The 17,718-nt window shown below is 70.3% G+C and carries 10 protein-coding genes and 7 pseudogenes; 5 read left to right on the forward strand and 12 right to left on the reverse strand.

All coding sequences use genetic code 11. The annotated features are described in order from the left end of the window. Positions 1–42 precede the first annotated feature (42 nt). The 5 genes and pseudogenes from BFF78_RS37245 to BFF78_RS37265 all read right to left on the reverse strand — a co-directional run bounded on the left by BFF78_RS37245 (position 43) and on the right by BFF78_RS37265 (position 6,447). Positions 43–2,880: a type 1 periplasmic-binding domain-containing protein gene (locus BFF78_RS37245; RefSeq protein WP_069782469.1), complete on the reverse strand. Its 2,838-nt coding sequence runs from the start codon at positions 2,878–2,880 to the stop codon at positions 43–45. 429 nt (positions 2,881–3,309) lie between these two features. Further along, positions 3,310–3,909 (reverse strand): methyltransferase domain-containing protein, encoded by a 600-nt coding sequence (locus tag BFF78_RS37250; protein WP_079161641.1) that lies wholly within the window; start codon positions 3,907–3,909, stop codon positions 3,310–3,312. A 19-nt stretch (positions 3,910–3,928) separates the two neighbouring features. Next, positions 3,929–5,155 carry an ATP-binding cassette domain-containing protein gene (locus tag BFF78_RS37255; RefSeq protein WP_069782471.1) on the reverse strand — a complete coding sequence of 409 codons (1,227 nt, stop codon included), beginning with the start codon at positions 5,153–5,155 and terminating at the stop codon, positions 3,929–3,931. Between the two features lie 79 nt (positions 5,156–5,234). Continuing rightward, positions 5,235–5,480: pseudogene (locus BFF78_RS49140) on the reverse strand (cytidylyltransferase domain-containing protein); the annotation flags it as partial. 64 nt (positions 5,481–5,544) lie between these two features. After that, positions 5,545–6,447, reverse strand: a complete 903-nt coding sequence (locus tag BFF78_RS37265) for a LysR family transcriptional regulator (protein ID WP_099055000.1) — start codon at positions 6,445–6,447, stop codon at positions 5,545–5,547. Positions 6,448–6,508: 61 nt separating this feature from the next. Here BFF78_RS37265 and BFF78_RS37270 point away from each other — a divergent pair, with 61 nt between their 5' ends. Continuing rightward, positions 6,509–7,420, forward strand: a complete 912-nt coding sequence (locus tag BFF78_RS37270; protein WP_069782474.1) for an alpha/beta hydrolase — start codon at positions 6,509–6,511, stop codon at positions 7,418–7,420. Between the two features lie 96 nt (positions 7,421–7,516). Continuing rightward, positions 7,517–7,612: pseudogene (locus BFF78_RS50280) on the forward strand (NADP-dependent oxidoreductase); the annotation flags it as partial. A gap of 107 nt (positions 7,613–7,719) precedes the next feature. Here BFF78_RS50280 and BFF78_RS48670 read toward each other — a convergent pair. Next, a complete protein-coding gene (locus BFF78_RS48670; RefSeq protein WP_227026203.1) occupies positions 7,720–7,953 on the reverse strand; it encodes a hypothetical protein in 234 nt (77 codons plus the stop codon). 118 nt (positions 7,954–8,071) lie between these two features. Here BFF78_RS48670 and BFF78_RS49830 point away from each other — a divergent pair. Beyond that, a pseudogene (locus BFF78_RS49830) lies at positions 8,072–8,542 on the forward strand (aldehyde dehydrogenase family protein); the annotation flags it as partial. Positions 8,543–8,624: 82 nt separating this feature from the next. After that, positions 8,625–9,785, forward strand: coding sequence for an aldehyde dehydrogenase family protein (locus BFF78_RS45030; protein ID WP_250637887.1), 1,161 nt, complete (start codon positions 8,625–8,627; stop codon positions 9,783–9,785). A 439-nt stretch (positions 9,786–10,224) separates the two neighbouring features. On the opposite strand, the gene BFF78_RS37280 is transcribed toward BFF78_RS45030, so the two are convergent. Together BFF78_RS37280 and BFF78_RS44060 are read right to left on the reverse strand one after the other, a co-directional pair. Beyond that, complete coding sequence (locus BFF78_RS37280) at positions 10,225–11,910, reverse strand: ribonuclease J (protein ID WP_069782475.1); 1,686 nt, start codon at positions 11,908–11,910, stop codon at positions 10,225–10,227. Between the two features lie 361 nt (positions 11,911–12,271). Continuing rightward, positions 12,272–12,717: pseudogene (locus BFF78_RS44060) on the reverse strand (YibE/F family protein); the annotation flags it as partial. Between the two features lie 184 nt (positions 12,718–12,901). Here BFF78_RS44060 and BFF78_RS37290 point away from each other — a divergent pair. Beyond that, positions 12,902–13,390 carry a GNAT family N-acetyltransferase gene (locus tag BFF78_RS37290; protein WP_079161642.1) on the forward strand — a complete coding sequence of 163 codons (489 nt, stop codon included), beginning with the start codon at positions 12,902–12,904 and terminating at the stop codon, positions 13,388–13,390. Between the two features lie 436 nt (positions 13,391–13,826). Here the strand turns inward: BFF78_RS37290 and BFF78_RS37295 are convergent. The 4 genes and pseudogenes from BFF78_RS37295 to BFF78_RS37310 all read right to left on the reverse strand — a co-directional run. Beyond that, positions 13,827–14,107, reverse strand: a pseudogene (locus BFF78_RS37295) (peptidase S8); the annotation flags it as partial. Positions 14,108–14,137: 30 nt separating this feature from the next. Next, a pseudogene (locus BFF78_RS37300) lies at positions 14,138–15,332 on the reverse strand (metallophosphoesterase). 279 nt (positions 15,333–15,611) lie between these two features. Continuing rightward, positions 15,612–15,842: pseudogene (locus tag BFF78_RS37305) on the reverse strand (helix-turn-helix domain-containing protein); the annotation flags it as partial. Positions 15,843–15,994: 152 nt separating this feature from the next. Continuing rightward, entirely contained in the window at positions 15,995–16,372 is a 378-nt protein-coding gene (locus BFF78_RS37310) for a hypothetical protein (RefSeq protein WP_193433610.1), read from the reverse strand. Positions 16,373–17,718 lie beyond the last annotated feature (1,346 nt).

The raw sequence follows: 17,718 nt of genomic DNA on the forward strand, positions 1-17,718 counted from the left end.
CTGGGCGCCCCACAGGGGCAGACCAATGCACACGCTGGGGCATCAGGATGCGTCGTCCGTCGGGCAGGCGAAGCGGTCGTCGGGGCCCCAGTGGGTGACGCGTTGCGCGCCCTTGGCGAGCACACCGCAGGTGAGGTCGGTGAGTGGCCCCCCGTTGGGGGGAATCTCGCGGACGTGGATCTCCTTGTCCGGCGGGTAGTTGTGGTCGCTGTTCAGCGTGATGACGCCGGACTCGCCGACGTACTGGGACACGCCTGGGTCCTGGAGCTGGGTGACCAGGGAACTGGGTGTGAACTCAGGATCGGTGGTGAAGATGGCGTCCATGACGTCGGAGAGGATGTTGACCGCGTCGTAGCCGACGGCCGCGTCGTTCTCCGCGGACAGGTGGAATTCCGCTTGGAAGAGTCCTGCGAACGGTCCCTGGGGATCGGGCAGGCTGAACTGGTTGTAGAACAGCGTCAGCGCGTCGTACTCCTGCTGCATCCGTTCCGGATGCAGGCTCAGGTCCGGGGCGGGGCTCTCGGCCATGACCGCCACCCGGTTCTGACGGGCGCGGCATCCCGGGTCGCCCTGCATGTAGTGGAACAGGTCCTCCATGACGCCGGAGCGGCCCGCGTACAGGACGAACCCGTTGGTCCGGTGAACGAGTGCGCACACCGTCTGGGCGACGTTGGAGGTTCGCCGGTCGTCCACCTCGCCGTACGGCACCCGGTACACCGGCCCGGCCGCGTGGTAGTCCGTGTCGAAGCGGTTCGCCAGGTCGTTGCTGAAGTACTTGTCACTCGGGTCGTAGACGACCACGGCGGCCGGTGCGGTGTGGCCCGCGGTGGGCTTGGCCAGGGCACCCATCCGGGGCGAGTGCTGGGCGAAGGCGGCCATGACCGAGGCGATGCGCGCATCGGGCGGGGAGAGCTGGAAGTAGGACACGGGCGATTCGCCCTCCACCATCCGTTGGCCCGTGACGCCGGTGCCGAGTACGGCGAGGCCCTTGGTACCGAGTTCGATCGCGGCCTGCTGGGACTCCGGACGGCTCTGGGTCAGGCCCATGACGGCCGCGATGTGGTCCGTGCTCGCCCGGTCGAGGATCATCTGGGCGACGTCCACGTTGGTGTGATTGGTGGTGTTGAGACCGCCGCTCGAGCCGTAGCTGAAGTATTCGCCCGCGTTGGCCACCAGCAGCCGGACGGGCACCTGGGACTTCAGATGCCGGTCGTTCACCTCCTTCTGGGCGAGCAGGGCGCCACGCAGCATCTGAAAGCCGGTGGGTACGGTGCGCTTGGACTCCGAACCCACACTGAGCGGTGCGAAGAACACGAGCGTGCGGTAGGGACCGGTCGTGTCGACCAGCGCGTTCTGCTGACCGAGGGTCCGCTCCAGCTTCCGCAGCTCCGGCGCGTACAGACCATGAGCCAGGTCGCAGCCGTCGTTACCGTCGGTGAGACCCACGACCTGCCCGGTCGCCACCTGCCGGCAGGAGGCGGCGGAGCGTCCGCCGGGCAGGAGGGACAGCACCGCCCGGTAGCCGGCGAAGCCCCCCACAAGCAACAAGGTGGCCGCGAGGCCGGCGGCCACAGGCCGCCACCAGTCCCAGGCGCCGGCGCGACGAGACCCGACGATACGGTGCCCGGCGAGCCACTCCGCCGCGGTACCGTCGTCCGGGGTCCGGGGCAGCGGCAGCACATGCACCGCCTCGGTGCTCCGCCCGGCCGTCGCCGCCGAGAACAGCGCGGCCACCTCCCGGCCCGCTCGATGGGCGCGGGAACCGCCCTGGGCCGGTACGGCCTGGGGCGGGGGAGGGGCGGCGTACGACGGGATGTCATCCGTGGCAGCGCCCAGTACCAGCAGGGGGCTGGGACCGGCGTCGCCGGCTGCGGCGGCATAGGTGTCCAGGAGCTTGCGGCAGGCGGACCCCTCGCCGCCCACGGTCGGCAGCAACAGGACGAACGACCATCCGCGCCGCGGGCGGCGCCGGCTCCACGCCGGGGGCCGCGCCGCCTTGGCCAGGTCGTGGATCAGCGCGATGAGCAGAACCTGCCGGACCACCGCTTCGTCGCGGGCCGCCATGGCGGCCGACTCCGGGGGCTGGGTCTGCGCCGTGTCATGGGCCCTTGAGTACTGGTGCGCCGCGCGCAGGGCCAGCGCCGCATCGAGGAAACTGCGGCCGGGCTGGTTCAGCCGGGAACCCAGCCAAGGTTGCTGCCGGTCGACGCGCATGCCGTAGCACAGGCGCCAGAGCCATCCGGCCGGTACAGCGGTGACCCACCGCACCGCCGTCGCCCACGGTCCACCGACGGCTTCACCGAGTTGCGCGGCTCCAGGGGCCGGCTGGAACCTACGGGCCTCCCTGTCGACGAGCATGTCCCGCAGAGCTTTCCGGCCGGCGTCGGTGTCGTCCCCCGGTGGCAGCGGGGCACGTAGCACCGCCAGGAGCGTGCCGAACTCGCGCAGCCGCAACGCCCCGGACCGGTCCGGCATGGAGGTGCGCAGCTGACGGGCCACTTCGTCCAGGAGCAGCACGTGTGGCCCACCCGCCTCCTCCTCCCGCGGGCCGCCCCTGGCGAGAAGTCCGTCGTCGACGACCGCGTGCGGCGCCAGGCCCGCGAGGTGCTCCACCGGCTCATGTCCCGTGGACAGCAGCCGCTGCCGGTACGCCAGGACCAGCGCGGCGAGTGCCGGGTCCGGTTCGGCGGCGCCTGCCCCCGGATCGCTCTCCGGTTCGCGTGCGAGGAGCACGGCCGGTAGCCGGCGCCCACGGGAGCGTGCCCGCCACGGCAGGCCGGCCCGTCGGTCGGCGACATACCGGTCGAGCACCCGGACGATGGCATCGAACCCGTTGGGCAGGACGAGCTGTTGCGCGTCCTCCGGGGGTGGGTGCAGCACGCAGAACCTCCATGAGTCATATGTCGGCGGACTGTTCGGCGAGCCTAGGGACGCGGCCGGAGAGGCGGGGGATTTATCGCTATTCGATCGCTTCTGAAACAAAGTGAGCGCGTTCTGCCTGCGGGTGACGCTTCCCACGCGGCCGGCAGCCGTGCAGGGCTCCAGTTGCCCCTGCCAGATCGCGCCACCGCGGTCGCGGTCACGAGGTCGGGCCGGCCGACCTGAGCGACGTCCGCTCGGCCCATGACGTTCCCGGTGGCAAGGATGTCTGCGGTCCCCGCATCAAGAAGACCCTGCCGGGATACGACTACGAGCACTACAGCCGGCTGGCCGGTCCCCTCACCCAGCCCGACCCCGCTCCGGTGGTGGCGCACCGGGCCGGGTGGTCGTACACCGCCCGCGTTGGGGTGGGCCACGCGAACCGGTGCGTCACACGTGTTGGTGGAGGCGCAGCGGGGCGACGAGGCGTCCGCCCTCCGCGACCATGCCGATCCACGGCAGATCGCAGGCGCCGACCGTGACGATCACCGCGTCGAAGCCGCCTTCGGGAACGACACCGGCGGGCAGATGTTCGGCGTCTGCGGTCCGGACACGGACACGGTCGTATCCGGCGGCAGCGAGGAGGCGGGTAGCACGGTCGGTGACGTCTGGGGCGATGTCGACGGTGGTGAACTGTCCGCTCGGGCCGACCAGTTCGGCCATCAAGGTGGCGTTGCAACCGCCCGAGCCGACCTCCAGGACCCGGTGGCCGGCCCGGAGGCGGGCTGCTTCGAGCATGACGGCCTGCAGCCACGGTGCGCTGATGGCGCTGCTGATGCGGCCGTCGGGCGCGTACCGGGTAGGGATGATGTCATCGACGTACGTGGTCTGCACGGGCACTTCCGGTGCGAAAGCATGGCGGGGAACCCTGCGTAGGGCGCCCTCGACGGCGGCGGTGCGGACGTGGCCAGCCGCTCGGAGCTGATCGACGAGCCGGTGCCGCAGCCTGCTGGGATCGTGTTCCTGCGCGGTGGTGGGAGGAGTCGTCACGCTGGGCCTTTAGAGCGGGTCATGCGGGGTCTGCGACGGTGGGGGAGCCCGGGGCGGGGGATGGTGCGCGCGGGGGCGTACTGGGCGGCTTGCGCGTCGAACATCGAGGCGTAGCGCCCTTTGGCGGCCATGAGTTCGTCGTGGCTGCCGTGTTCGACGAGTCGTCCGTGGTGCAGGACGTAGATGCGGTCGGCGTGACGGACGCCGGACATGCGTGGGTGACCCGGACGACGGCCCGGTTCGGTGCGGCGAGTCGGCGGATGCGGCCGAATGCGGCGATCTCGGCTTCCGGGTCGAGGGCGGAGGTGGGCTCGTCGACGATGAGGACGCCGTCGGCGTCCGCGGTGGAGCTGCGCCAGTGGGTTCGGGCGAGGCCGATCTTCTGCCATTCGCCGCCGGACAGTTCGCTCGCGCCGCGGAACATCCGGGCCAGCAGGCTGTGCAGGCCGTCGGGAAGTTCGGCGACGACCGGTCCGGCACCCGCGTAGTCGACGGATGGCCGGAGGTCGCCGGGACCGGCTTCCTGGGCGGGCCGGCCGATCCGGATGTTCAACGCCGCTGTCACGGGCCGGCGTTGGAAGTCCTGGGCGAGCAGCGCGACGCGGTCGAAGACCTCGGAGCGGTCCAGGGAGGCGATGTCGGCCTCGCCCCACCGTACGGTCCCGGTTTGCGGCAGTAGCAGGCCCGACAACACCTTCATCAGCGTGCTCTTGCCGGAGCCGTTCTCGCCGACCACTGCGGTGACCGAGCCCATGGGCGGGGTGAGGGACACCCCGTCCAGGGCGGGGGTTTCCCGGTCCGAGTAGCGGTAGCCGACCTGGTCGAGGACGACTTGCTTCACCTCGGCCGGGACGGGATCGCCCCCACTGGGAATGGTGCGTCGTGCCGCCTCGTCCAGGAACCGGGCGTGGTCGCGGACGTAGAGGGACTCCTCGTGCAGCTGGTCCACGTTCATCACCAGCGCGCCCAGGCTCGCCGAGCCGGACCGGACGGCGATGACGGCGATCCCGCCCACGGCCAGACACATGTGCCCGCTCATGATCAGCACGAACATGGCCGCGGTCGTGGCGATCCGCTCGACCAACAGCTCCGGTCGGCCCGCCCGCGAGGTGGACCATCCGGCCAGGCCCGACTCGACCACGGCCGCTCCGGCGGCGGTGAGCAGTCCGGGCAGCACTGCGTGCAGCCGCTGCCCGGGGGAACCCGAGCCGAGCAGCGCGTGCATGACGGCGTTGACCGCGAGCAACCCGCATCAGGGTGTTGTGCCCGGCATCGACGACGACCTTGACGACGTTGTGGTCCAGGACGGCACCGGCGTCGTCCAGCTCCGTGTACGCGTTCACCGCCAGGGTTCCGGGTGCCAGGTGCTCCATGGCATCGGAAACGGCGTCGATCGCGGCGGGGGAGATGAACGGCTCGTCGCCCTGGACGTTGATGTACGCGTCGGCGGGCAGGCGTTCCGCGCACTCCGCGACGCGGTCTGTGCCGGTGAGGTGTTCCCCGGTCCGCACGCACTCGATGCCCAGGCGGTGGCATACCTCCTCGATGCGCTCGTCATCGGTGGCGACCACATGATCGCTGCGTCCATCGCCGGAGAACGGACGCGGAGTCCCCCGCGCTGCAACCGTTTCTGTGTCAGTTGGTGTTCAGCGTCGAGATGATCGTGTCGCGGAGCCAGCGATGTGCGGCGTCGTCGTCCAGGCGGGGGTGCCAGGACATCGCGTAGCTCATCGGGCCGATCTCGTCCGGTGCCGGGATGACGGTGGTGATGCCCGGGGCCGCGTTCTGGATGGCGAACCTCGTCGGGAGGGTCGCCACCAGCGAGGTCCCCGGGACCATGCTGGCGGCCGCTGCGTGGTAGGGCACGGTCACGCTCGCCCGCCTCGGCCTGCCCAGCGATTCCAGGCGGCGGTCGACGTGTCCTTGCCGTCCGTCAGTGACGTCGATGACGATGTGGGCGCAGTCCAGGTAGTCCTCCAGCGACATGGCGGAGCACTGCGCCAGCGGGTGGTGGCTGGAGATCAGACAGGAGTATCCCTCCTCGAACAGCACGTGCGAGCGCAGTGGCGGTGGTGGCGTGCCGCCGTGGATCAGCAGGTCGACCATGCCGTGCTCGGCGTCGGCGAACACGGCATGGTGCCAGCGGGAGAAGAGCACCGTCGAGCCGGGCGACTGCTCGAATACCCGTCCGAGCAGCGGCCCGCTGAGTAGGGAGACGGTGTAGTCGGTTCCGGCCAGCCGGAACGCGCGTGCCGACGTGGCCGGGTCGAACGTCTCTCCGGAAAAGACGTGCTCCAGGCGCGGGAGTGCCTGCTGCAACTCGGCCTGGATGCGCTCGGCCCGCGGGGTGAGCTGGTACCCGCCGGGACCGCGCACGAGTAGCTCGTCGCCGAGGGTGGCGCGCAGGCGTTGCAGTGCCCGGCTCATCGACGGCTGGGTCGTGTGCAGCCGGGCCGCCGCACGGGAGACGTGCCGTTCTTCGAGCAGCGCGTGCAGCGGGGCCAGGAGGTTCAGGTCGACCGACTCTATACGTGGCACGCATACAGCGTATGCAGAATATGGCATTGTTGCATACTCCCTGGCGAAGGACGCTGGGTGCATGAGTAGAGAACAGCGCGAAGCGCTCGACACCCTGTTCCGCAGCGGCCCGCTGGAGATCGGTGCCGACCACCTGGAGCAGCGCGAGGTCTTCACGCGCATGCTGACCTCCCGCCCGCTGCCCGACGACGTGATCCTCACCCCCGGCAGCCTCGGCGGTGTCTCGGTGCTGGAGATCGGCATCGACGGCGTCGCCCCGAAAGGCACTCTGCTGTGGTTCCACGGCGGCTTCTACGTCTTCGGCTCGGCCCGCACATCGGCCGCTCTCGCCTCGAACGTCGCCCGACGGACCGGCATGAAGGTCATCTCGGTCGACTACCGGCTCGCACCCGAGCACCCCCACCCGGCCGCGCTGGAGGACGCCCTGGCCGTCTACCGCGCCGTGCTCGACGAGAGCGGGGACCCCGGCCCGGCAGGTGTCGCCGTGGTCGGTGAGTCCGCCGGCGCAGGCCTGGCCGCGGCACTGCTGGTCTCCGCCCGTGAACACAACCTCCCGATGCCGGCCGCGGGCATCCTGTTCTCGCCGTACGCGGACCTGACGCTGACCGGGGCGAGCATGACGACCAAGACCGCGGTCGACCCGTCGTTCAGCCCGGAGGCCATCGCGGTCCGGGTCAAGGACTACGTGGGCGCCGCCGACGCTTCGGATCCGCTGATCAGCCCCGTGTTCGCCGACCTGCGCGGCCTGCCGCCGCTGCTGATCCAGGCCGGGTCGAACGAGCTGCTGCTCGACGACGCGGTCAGGCTCGCAGCGCGCGCCGCCGCGGATGACGTCCTGGTCACCCTCGAGGTCACTCCTGGTGTCCCGCACCTGTTCCAGGCATTCGCTGCGATGCTGGAGGAAGGCGAGGCCGCGCTGCAGCGGGTGAGCGACTTCCTGGCCGCGGCGTTCACCTCCGGGGCTTGCCGATGACCGCGACGATGCGTGCGGTGCGGTTCGACCGTTACGGTGGTCTGGAAGTCCTCTGCCTTGCCGACCTCGAAGTGCCCCTGCGCGGGCCCGGGCCAGGTGCTGGTCAAGGTCGAAGCGGCGGGGATCAACCCCGGTGAGGCCGCGATCCGCTCCGGCGCGCTGGCCGAACGTTTCCCCGCGACGTTCCCCTCCGGTCAGGGCAGCGATTTCGCGGGCGTGGTGGTCGGCACCGGGGCCGAGGTGCTCGGCTGGACGTGGGACCGGGCGAGCCACGCCGAGTTCGTTCTCGTGCCTGAGACTCAGGTGGTGCCCAAGCCGGCCGCGCTCGGCTGGGAAGAGGCCGGGTCGCTGTACGTCGCGGGCGCCACCGCGTTCGCCGCCACGAAAGCGGTCGGCGTGGGCGAGGGCGAGGTGGTGGCCGTCTCGGCCGCGGCCGGCGGCGTGGGCAGCATCGCCGTCCAGCTGCTGCGCCACTCCGGTGCCACGGTGCTCGCCATCGCGTCCAAGGCCCACCACGCCTGGCTGGCGGGCAAGGGCGCGATCCCCATCGCTTACGGCCCCGACCTGCGCCGTGACTTGGCGGCGCACCGCATCGACGCGTTCATCGACCTGCACGGGCCGGCCTACCTGGACCTGGCGGTGCAGCTCGGCATCCCGCCGTCCCGCATCAACACGATCATCGCCTTCGACAAGGCCGCCGAGATCGGCGCCCGCACCGACGGCAGCATGGCCGGCACCTGCCGAGAAGTCCTCTCCCACCTGGCCGAACTCGCCGCAACCGGCCGACTTGAACTCCCGATCGCCGCCACGTTCCCACTCGCCGACGTCCGGCGCGCCTTCGAGCTCGTCGAAGCCCGCCACACCCATGGAAAAGGTTGTCCTGCTGCCATGACGGTCACCGCCACCCGCTGGTCCTCCGACCGCGCCGAGGACCGTTTCACGGTCGAGAATCCCGGCACCGGCGGCGTGATCACCACGGTCCAGGGAGGCGGCGTCCCCGAGATCGACGCCGCCGTCCAGGCTGCCCACCGTGCGTTCACCCGGGACTGGAGGTGGCGTGCCCCGTCCGAACGCGCCCAACTGCTCCTGCGCGGCGCCGAAGTCCTCGCCGCCCACGCCGACGAACTCGCCGAGCTCGTGTCACGGGAGAACGGCAAGCCCGTCGCCGACGCGCGGTTGCACGCGTGTCGGGTTCCTGACCGGGGTGTTCCGGTTCTTCGGGGCGCTGGCCGACAAACTGCCCGGCGAGTTCTACGACTCCGGGAACATCTACACCTCCACCGTCCGCGAGCCGCTGGGCGTGGTCGGCGGGATCATCCCGTTCAACTGGCCGCCGATCCACACCGGCGGGAAGATCGCCCCGGCACTCGCAGCGGGCAACACCGTCGTACTCAAGCCCGGCGGGCAGGCCCCGCTGACCGTGATGCGCATCGTGGACCTGCTCAACACCGTGCTGCCACCGGACGTCCTGCACGTCGTACCGGGTACGGGCCCTGTCGCCGGGCAGGCGCTGGTCGCACACCCGCTCGTGCGGATGGTCTCGTTCACCGGTTCGACCGCCACCGGCAGAGCGGTCGCCCACGCGGCGGCCGACCGGGTGGCCCCGGCACTGCTGGAGCTCGGCGGGAAGAACGCGTTCATCGTCTTCCCCAACGCCGACCTGGACCTCGCGGCGCGTGACGCGCTCGACGGCGGATTCTCCAACAAAGGCGAGGCATGCACCGCGGCGTCCCGGGTTTTGGTGCCCCAGGATATTCACGACGCCTTCGTCGCCCGCCTGGCCGCCGGGGTTGACGCGCTGCGCACAGGCCACGGCGCGGACCCAGCCACGCACGTCGGACCGGTGGTCTCCCAAGCGCAGCAGCAGCGGGTGCTCGACTACATCCGCATCGGCCAGGCCGAAGGCGCCACGGTCGCAGCCCAAGGCGCCCTGCCCGCCGACCCTGCACTTGCGCAGGGGTTCTTCGTCCCGCCGACGCTGTTCACCGGAGTGACCCGCAACATGCGCATCGCGACCGAGGAGATCTTCGGCCCGGTGGTCACGGTCACCGCGTTCTCCTCGGAGGACGAGGCCGTCGAGATCGCCAACGAATCGGACTACGGACTGCTGGCCGGCGTCTACAGCCGCGACAGCGCGACCGCGTTCCGGGTGGCCAGGCGGCTGGAGGTGGGGATGGTGTTCGTCAACAACTACTTCCGCGGCATCCTCGGCACCCCCTTCGGAGGCACCAAGCACAGCGGCTACGGGCGCGAGCACGCCGTCGAAACCCTGCGTGAATTCACCTACCCCAAGATGATCCGCTTCCCCACGGGTCTGGCCTCCATCCCGCAGTGGCGCGCCGTCACCGACATCTACGGTTCCTGAGCTTGGAGTCCGGTGCGATGTCGCGTGCACGCTGCGAATTCTCGACGTCGTTGTGACGCGATCGCTGGAGGGCGTGAATCCCTTATGGCGGCCGCAGAAGTGTTGCGGGCGGTGATGTGCGAGCCTGCGCCTGGAGTGGGTGGGGGCGGATCCCCGCCGCGAGCCGACTGTCACAGCCGATTCTTTCCTGAGCAGGAGGCACGGGCCGCCGGCCGTGACGTCGTTTGGCGCTCTGGGCGCCCGAACGCTGCGCGGCGAGCCGAGAAAGTGGTGCTGACCTGGTCTTTTGCACGACCCGCGCAGGCCGGCAGCTTCCGATGACTCATCATGCGGAGTGCGTTGCCACCCCAGCCTGCTGGGGTGGCTGCTGACTCCCGTGCCCGGCCTCGATGCCGGCGGGGCCGCGGCCGGAACCGGGACCGTGCTGCCGGGCTGCGGCTCAGGCGTCGATGATGACGGGGATGATGAGGGGCTTGCGGCGGTGGGTGCGGAACGCCCAGTTCGCCACGGCGCGGGCGACGAGTTGTTCGAGTTGGTGCGCGTCCCCGACGCCTTCCTCGGCCGCGGTGGCCAGGGTCTTCTCGATGACGGGGATGACCGGCTCGAAGGTGGCGTCGTCGTGGACGAAGCCCCGGGCCAGGAAGTCGGGGGCCTCGGCGAGGGCGCCGGTGTCTGCGTCGACGATCGCCACCACTGTGACCACGCCTTCGGCGGCGAGGGTGAGGCGGTCCTTGAGGGACGCTTCGGTGGCGCCGCCGACTTCCATGCCGTCCACGTAGACGTTGCCGGCGGGGACCTTGCCGGTGATGGACGCGCGCCCGTCGACCAGGTCGACGACGACGCCGTCCTCGGCGAGGACGACCCGTTCGGGGTCGACACCGGTACGGATGGCGAGGTCGCCGTTGGCTCGCAGGTGGCGCCATTCGCCGTGCACGGGCATGACGTTGCGGGGTTTGACGATGTTGTAGCAGTAGACGAGTTCGCCGGCGCTGGCGTGCCCGGAGACGTGCACCTTGGCGTTGCCCTTGTGGACCACGTGGGCGCCCCACCGGGTGAGTCCGTTGATCACCCGGTAGATGGCGTTCTCGTTGCCGGGGATGAGGGAGCTGGCGAGCAGGACGGTGTCGCCCTTGCCGATGCGGATCATGTGGTCGCGGTTGGCCATCCGTGACAGCGCGGCCATCGGTTCGCCCTGGGAGCCGGTGCACACCAGAGTGATCTTGTGGTCCGGGAGCTTTTCCAGCTCCTTCGTGCTCACGACCAGACCGGAGGGGACCTTCAGATAGCCCAGGTCACGGGCGATGCCCATGTTGCGGACCATCGACCGGCCGACGAAGGCGACCTTGCGGCCGTGCTGGTGGGCGGCGTCCAGGACCTGCTGGATGCGGTGCACGTGGCTGGCGAAGCTGGAGACGATGACCCGGCGCGGCGCGGTGCGCATCACCTGCTCGATCGCCGGGTTCAGCTCTCGCTCGGAGGTGGTGAAGCCGGGCACTTCGGCGTTGGTGGAGTCGGTGAGGAACAGGTCCACGCCCTCCTCGCCGAGGCGGGCGAAGGCGCGCAGATCGGTGATGCGGTCGTCGAGAGGGAACTGGTCCATCTTGAAGTCGCCGGTGTGCAGCACCATCCCGGCCCTGGTGCGGATAGCGACCGCGAGGCTGTCGGGGATGGAGTGGTTGACCGCCACGAACTCGCAGTCGAAGGGCCCGAAGCCACGCCGGTCGCCCTCCCGCACCGGCACCGTGCGCGGCCGGATTCCGTGTTCCTTGAGCTTGGCCTCCAGGAAGGCCAGCGTCAGCTTGGAGCCGACGACGGGAATGTCGGACCGCTCGCGCAGCAGGTACGGCACGCCGCCGATGTGGTCCTCGTGGCCGTGGGTGAGGACCACGGCCACGATGTCGTCCAGCCGGTCCCGGATCGAGGTGAAGTCCGGCAGGATCACGTCCACGCCGGGCTGGGTCTCCTCGGGGAACAGCACGCCGCAGTCGACGATCAGGAGCTTGCCCGCGTGCTCGAAGACGGTCATGTTGCGGCCGATCTCACCCAGGCCGCCCAGGGCGATGACCCGCAGCCCTCCTTCGGGAAGGGGTGGGGCGGCTTTCAGCTCGGGGTGCGGATGACTCATACCCTGACGGTACCCGGAGAGCGGGAAGGGATGATCCATTGCCCGTGCGATCTCTTTTCCCCGACGGAGCGGGATACTCGCAGCGGGTGCCTCGGCACGATCGGATCACGCCGGCGGCCGGAACGGACAGGGGGCCCTCAGCGTTCCTCGGGGCGAGGTCGGCTCCTCGATCATCCTGCGGCGTCAGCGAACGCCTGGAGTGCCCGCAGCGGGCGGCACCACTCGGCCACCTGTCGCGGATCGACCCGAACGCTGGCACAAGCCCTAAGCTGTCGATCATCTGTGTTGCGACAACGCCTGGAATGCACCCACTCTTGGCCACACGGTGTACCCGCTCGGGACTCCATGCGTTGAAGCCCTGCTTCCGCCGACGCCCGCCCCGGCCCGCAGCCGCTCGGCTGGCCGCCACCGCGCCCGCGGTTGGCGTTTTCTCCTGCGGTCCGGGCCGGTCTGCCGAGACGACCAGGGCGGCGAGGAGCGTGGTGACCGGGACCGAGGCGACCAGGCCGATCGATCCGACCAGAGTGCGTACGATCTCCTCGGCGACCAGTTCGCTGTTGGCGACCGGCCCACGCCGCTCTGCGCGATCGAGAAGAGCAGTAGCGGCGGCAGCGCGGCACCGGCGTAGGCGAGGACGTGGGTGTTGACCACGGAGGCGATGTGGTCGCGGCCGATGCGGATGCCCGCCCGGATTAGCCCCCGCCAGCCCATCGACGGGTTGGCGTCGTGCAGCTCCCAGACGGCTGACGTCTGGGTCACCGTGACATCGTCAGTGATAGCGGGTGATACGGCGAGGCCCGCCAGAAGCCGTTCCGACGGGGACCTCCGCGCGGACCCGTGAGACGCCGAAGCTGCTCCGGCGCGCTTCGGCGCGGCTTCGGCGTGAGATCGGTTGCGCTCGCACGAGTGGTTCCCGGGAGCGGTGCAGGAACGCCTGCCGAGCAGCCGACCCGCAGCGGGAAGGCGCTCCCCGGTGCGAAATACTCTCCCGATGAGTTCACGCACTTCTCCGATCAGCCAGCCGATCACGATACGGAGGGCCGTCGCGCGGGATGCCAAACGGCTCACGCGGCTCGTGCGTGGCTCAGGCGCCTACGAGGGTAAGTACGCAGCCGCAGTGGCGGGCTACCGGGTCGGTCCTGATTACATCGAAGCCCACCGCGCCTTTGTGGCCGTCGGCGCCGGCGAGCATGGAGGCCAGGTCATCGGGTTCTACTCGCTCGTCCTCGCTCCACCGGAGCTCGACCTGCTGTTCGTCGCCGACGAAGTGCAAGGACGTGGTATTGGACGGCTGCTCGTCGCGCACATGCAGTCCGAGGCCCGTGCCGCCGGGCTCGACCGTGTCACGGTCGTGTCGCATCTTCCCGCCGAGGACTTCTACCACCGCGTCGGTGCCGTGCGGACCGGGACCGCGCTCGCGAACCCGCCCGCAGTGCCGTGGGACCGTCCCAGATTCGAGTTTCGCATTCCTTCGGAATGACGCGGTGCCGGTTCGCAGGGCACCGGCTTCGCCTGCATGGTGGTCGGCATGCAGGAGCCGCTGGACGCCGCGCGCTCCGTGTGTGCCGTCGTCTCTGCCCTGGCGGGGGGATCGCCTGCGCCAGCGGCCTCTCCCGGCGACTCCCTCGTCACCGGCATCGAAATCGCGTACATCTCGGCTCGCTCCACACACGTTCGAGATCGGCCGCGTAAATACGTAGTTCACACAACCCTGATCTGCGAGACGAAGCGGCCACAGTCCACCGTCAGCGCTGTAGGGGGGTGATGCCTTGCCAGTGCAGCCATCAGCGCAAGTGGAAGTAGTCGCAGCCCTTGCCCCGTGGAGCTTGGCCGACCGGCGTCGGTGCGGCCCGCGGTGGAGCGGATCGGCGGGAAGCTCCGGACAGGGGCATCAGAGCCTGACTGTCGTGGGTGTTGGCCAGATCCGACTCGGCGTTCGGGTCGTCGTAGGCGTCGACGATGGCGATGGTCCTGCCGGAGCCGCCGGCGGAGGCGGGGGAGGTCAGGCCGTAGACCGACTGCAGGTCGCTGGGCCGTAGCCGGTGGGGGAGTCAGCGGCGGCGTTCGGCCGGACGGTCTGGGGTGCGATGCCCTTCTTCGCCGCCTGCTCTTCCTGGAATGCGGTGGTGCCGCTGGTGACGCGCAGGGCGTTGCAGGATGGGTAGCCCTTCTTCGGGGTGCCGGCGCACTGCGGCATCTCCAGGCGAAACCGCCGACCCGCCCAGCGCTACGGCGTGGGGGCCGCTGCGGGGGAGCGGAGTACGAGCAGGGTGATCTCGCTGGGGGCGAAGACGCGGAAGGGCGGGCCCCAGAAGCCGGTGCCGCGGCTGGTGTAGAGGAGGGTGCGGGTGCCGTGGTGGCTGAGGCCGGCGAGGGCGGGCTGGTCGATGCGGACCAGGTGGTGGAAGGGCCAGATCTGGCCGCCGTGGGTGTGGCCGGAGAGCTGGAGGCCGACGCCGTCGGCTGCTGCCCGGTCGATGAACTTGGGCTGGTGGGCCAGGAGCAGGACGGGGTGGTCGGGGTCGGCGCCGTGGCCGGTGAGCCCGGAGGACTCGGCCGTGACGTCATCCACGCCGGCGACCACGAGGGTGTCGCCTCCGCGTTCGAGCAGCAGATGGCGGTTGCGCAGCGGCTCCCAGCCCAGCTCGTCCATCAGGTCGACCCAGCCCTGGGCCTCGCTGTAGTACTCGTGGTTGCCGGTGACGTAGAACCCGGGCCCGGGTGGCCTGCACGGTGCCGAGTGGGGCGGCCTGGGCCCGGCGGCGTTCGGCCGTGCCGTCCGCGATGTCTCCGGTGTGGCAGACCAGGTCGGCCTTCAGCGTGTTGACCGTCTCGCAGACCCGCGCCGACCAGCGGGCGCGGTCGAGCGGGCCGTAGTGGGTGTCGGCGATGAGGACGACGCGCGTGCCGTCCAACCCGGCTCCCAGGCGCGGAAGTTGCACGTCCAGGCGGCCTACCCGTGGTACCCGGCGGGTCTCGGCGTACCCCCAGGTGAGCAGCATGGTGGCTGCGCCGAGGACCGCCCAGGTGACGATCCGGGCCCGGTCCTGGCCGTCGCCGACGCCGGTCACGGTCAGGGTGAGCCTCAGCGGGACGCCGAGCACGACGGACCAGGTGAACAGGGTCCAGATGGTGCCCAGGAGGGTGTCTCCGACGATCGCCGCCCGGTCCTGCTGGCGTCGGCCGTGGCCGCGCACCATCGCGAGCGGCATACCGATCAGGCCGAGGGGGAACAGGGCGGTGCCGGCGAGCGTGACAGGGAGCGGCCAGTGCTGGCCGGTGTACAGGAGCACCCAGCAGGGCACGGCCCAGAGCAGGACGGGGGCGATCAGGGGGATGTAGGGCATCAGACGGTGCAGTCGGCTCTGCTGAGTCGCGTGCGCTGCACTGTCGGCGGATCGGGTTTCGCTGGTGTCGGTCACGCCTCCCCCCTTGAGCAACCAGGCTGCCGTCGCGCGCACTGTATCCGGCCGTCCCGGGCCGATCGGACGGACGGGGTGCTCATGGGGGGCAGCCCCATGTGGCGAGGTGGCCTCCGAGTTCGCCCCCGGCTCACACGATTGGTGACTCCGCTCCTGACCGGGGCCGCGGCTGCTTCGAACGGTGAGGCGCAGAAGCTCCAAAAGCAGTGGACAGTACAGCCCATCGTCGTGGGCCGGGTGAGATCCACATGCCGGTGCCTGTCATGCTCAGCAGACCCTGGAGGAGGAGACGCCGAACAGCGGGCTTAGCTGCCGCATGGTCAGGTTCGCGCGGTGGTTCACCGCGACCATCTGCACCCTCTCGGCCAGCGGCAACGACCACGGCCGGCCCCGCATCGTGCCGTTGCTACCCCGCTCCCGCACCACCTTCAACAGACGCGCGAACTGCGTCATCTGCAGCCCGGTGAACGCTTCCGCGGGCTCGGTGACGGGGGCCGGCCAGCAGGGCATTGAGCCACCAAGCGGAGCCGTTCCTTCCCGTGCTCGGGAGGGTCTTCGCCTCGGGACGCGAGACTGAACCGGGAACGTGGCGCCTGCGTGGTCGGTGGCCACCGGCACGACGCAGTGGCGCACCGATCCGTCGGCGTACTGCGCCGCTAGCGTCACCGGCCACGTGACGCTCTCACTCTGCGCACTGCGGTCACGAACTGTGCCGTCGGTTGCCCACCCGCGGCCGGTTGGGGCAATTCGACATCCGGCGCCATCGACTGCGCAAGCCGCGCCTGCGCACTCGTGGCGTCATCCGCGTTGCTGCGCAGCCACGCGCTGACGAGCAACTGCACATAGCCTGCTGGGTCGGCGGCGCTCACCGTGGTGCGCACGGTGTTGGGCTTGGCGGGGGTGGCGGCCTCGACCGTAGGCGGAGTGGAGGTGGTGGCGACGCCAAGGGCGATGAGGTCGGCCGCGATTGTGGTCAGAACGGCCAGGCGAGAGAGGCGGATATGGCGACGCATCGCCTCCAGCCGGGCGTCCGCGGCCATCGGAGCAGCGGCCTCGCTCTCGGGGGCCCGTTTGTCACGAGACATGGTCAAACCTCCAGGTCAGGTCGGATGTGGCTGATCTTCAGGAAACCCACTGACCTCAACCCGACTACCGACCATGAGACCCCGACCACAGTCATGAGTGGGGATACGGAGCTCATGGTCGGGGTCATGGACGGCCCAACCACAGGCCCGACCACGGGTCAGTCGAGCGTTGGTGAGAGCCCAGTCGCGCCCCGGCCGAAGACGGCGTCCAGCTCCTCATGCCGCCCGGCGAGCGGACGCCGCACATCGATGCGCACACGGACGCAGCCCGGGTCGAGGCAGGCGTCTGCGCATCGCTACACCCACACCTGCGCACGGAGACGTCAGACGCCATGGGCCGCACTGCGCATCCGCTGTGCGCAATCCGACCGCGCGCGCTCCTCGATCGGTTGCGCAGCACCGTTGCGCACCGCCCGTTCGGGGATGCGTAACCGGCTGCGCACCATGGGCAGGCTGGGGCCTGGAGACCGCGGTCGGCCCGACCATGCCAGCTAGACGGGTGCGCTGCCGGATCGAGACCGATGGTCGGGGCTGGTGGCCGTCAGCCTGGTCGAGGTCGGCGGGTGAGCTGACGGCATGAATCCCACGTACGCTCCGCCTCTGAGCCCACCGGCCGCCCCAATTCGGTGGGAGCGGTGGGCTGCCTTGACTGACGGGCGCGGTTCGCTGCTTCGGGGGCGGGCCCGGACGGAGAAGGGGCTGCTGTCCCTGCCGCAGCGGAACACTGTGAGCAGACCGCGGTCAAGGGGCGCTTGCTCAGGGTGGGGTCCCGTCCCGCACGCGTCGGTTGCGGCCGGGACGGGACGAACAGCCACCCACCCGGCCCTGGTGCCGGAGAATGCGAGGACACCGTGCCCACACCCCAAACTGCCGTCCCTTCCCACGGGCGAGGCCGCCCGGGATCCTGGAGCCTGGCACGCCACGACTTCGCCGCTCGGCCCGCATCGACCGCACCCGGCCCGGAGTCGTGGGAAAGCCCTGGTGAGCTCCTGCCGTCGGCGCTTGCGTTCCCACTGCCGAAGCCACTTCCGTGCCCGGCATCCGCAAGGTCCGCATTTTCCCTGTACACCACGCCTTTTCGGCCCTGTGACGCGTCGTCACGGACCCTCTTCTTTCCGACACTCACTGAAGACCCCCAGGGATATAGGTGGGGGTGGGGTGTCAGTGGTGGAGGAGATCATCGGGTTCGGGGGGCCGGTCTCCTCCACGGCCGGGAGCCGACGCCCGGCCGCCGGCCGGTCGCGGACGATGGGAGGGCGAGTCTGATGGTGGGCAGGCGGAAGGCGAACGAGGCGGGATCG

Origin of the sequence: Streptomyces fodineus (assembly GCF_001735805.1) — a bacterium.
Classification (GTDB): Bacteria; Actinomycetota; Actinomycetes; order Streptomycetales; family Streptomycetaceae; genus Streptomyces; species Streptomyces fodineus.

Coding starts and splice junctions, on each gene's coding strand:
- BFF78_RS37270 (WP_069782474.1), top strand. CDS start 6,509: ATGAGTAGAGAACAGCGCGAAGCGCTCGACACCCTGTTCCGCAGCGGC.
- BFF78_RS37280 (WP_069782475.1), bottom strand. CDS start 11,910: ATGAGTCATCCGCACCCCGAGCTGAAAGCCGCCCCACCCCTTCCCGAA.
- BFF78_RS37290 (WP_079161642.1), top strand. CDS start 12,902: ATGAGTTCACGCACTTCTCCGATCAGCCAGCCGATCACGATACGGAGG.
- BFF78_RS37310 (WP_193433610.1), bottom strand. CDS start 16,372: ATGGCCGCGGACGCCCGGCTGGAGGCGATGCGTCGCCATATCCGCCTC.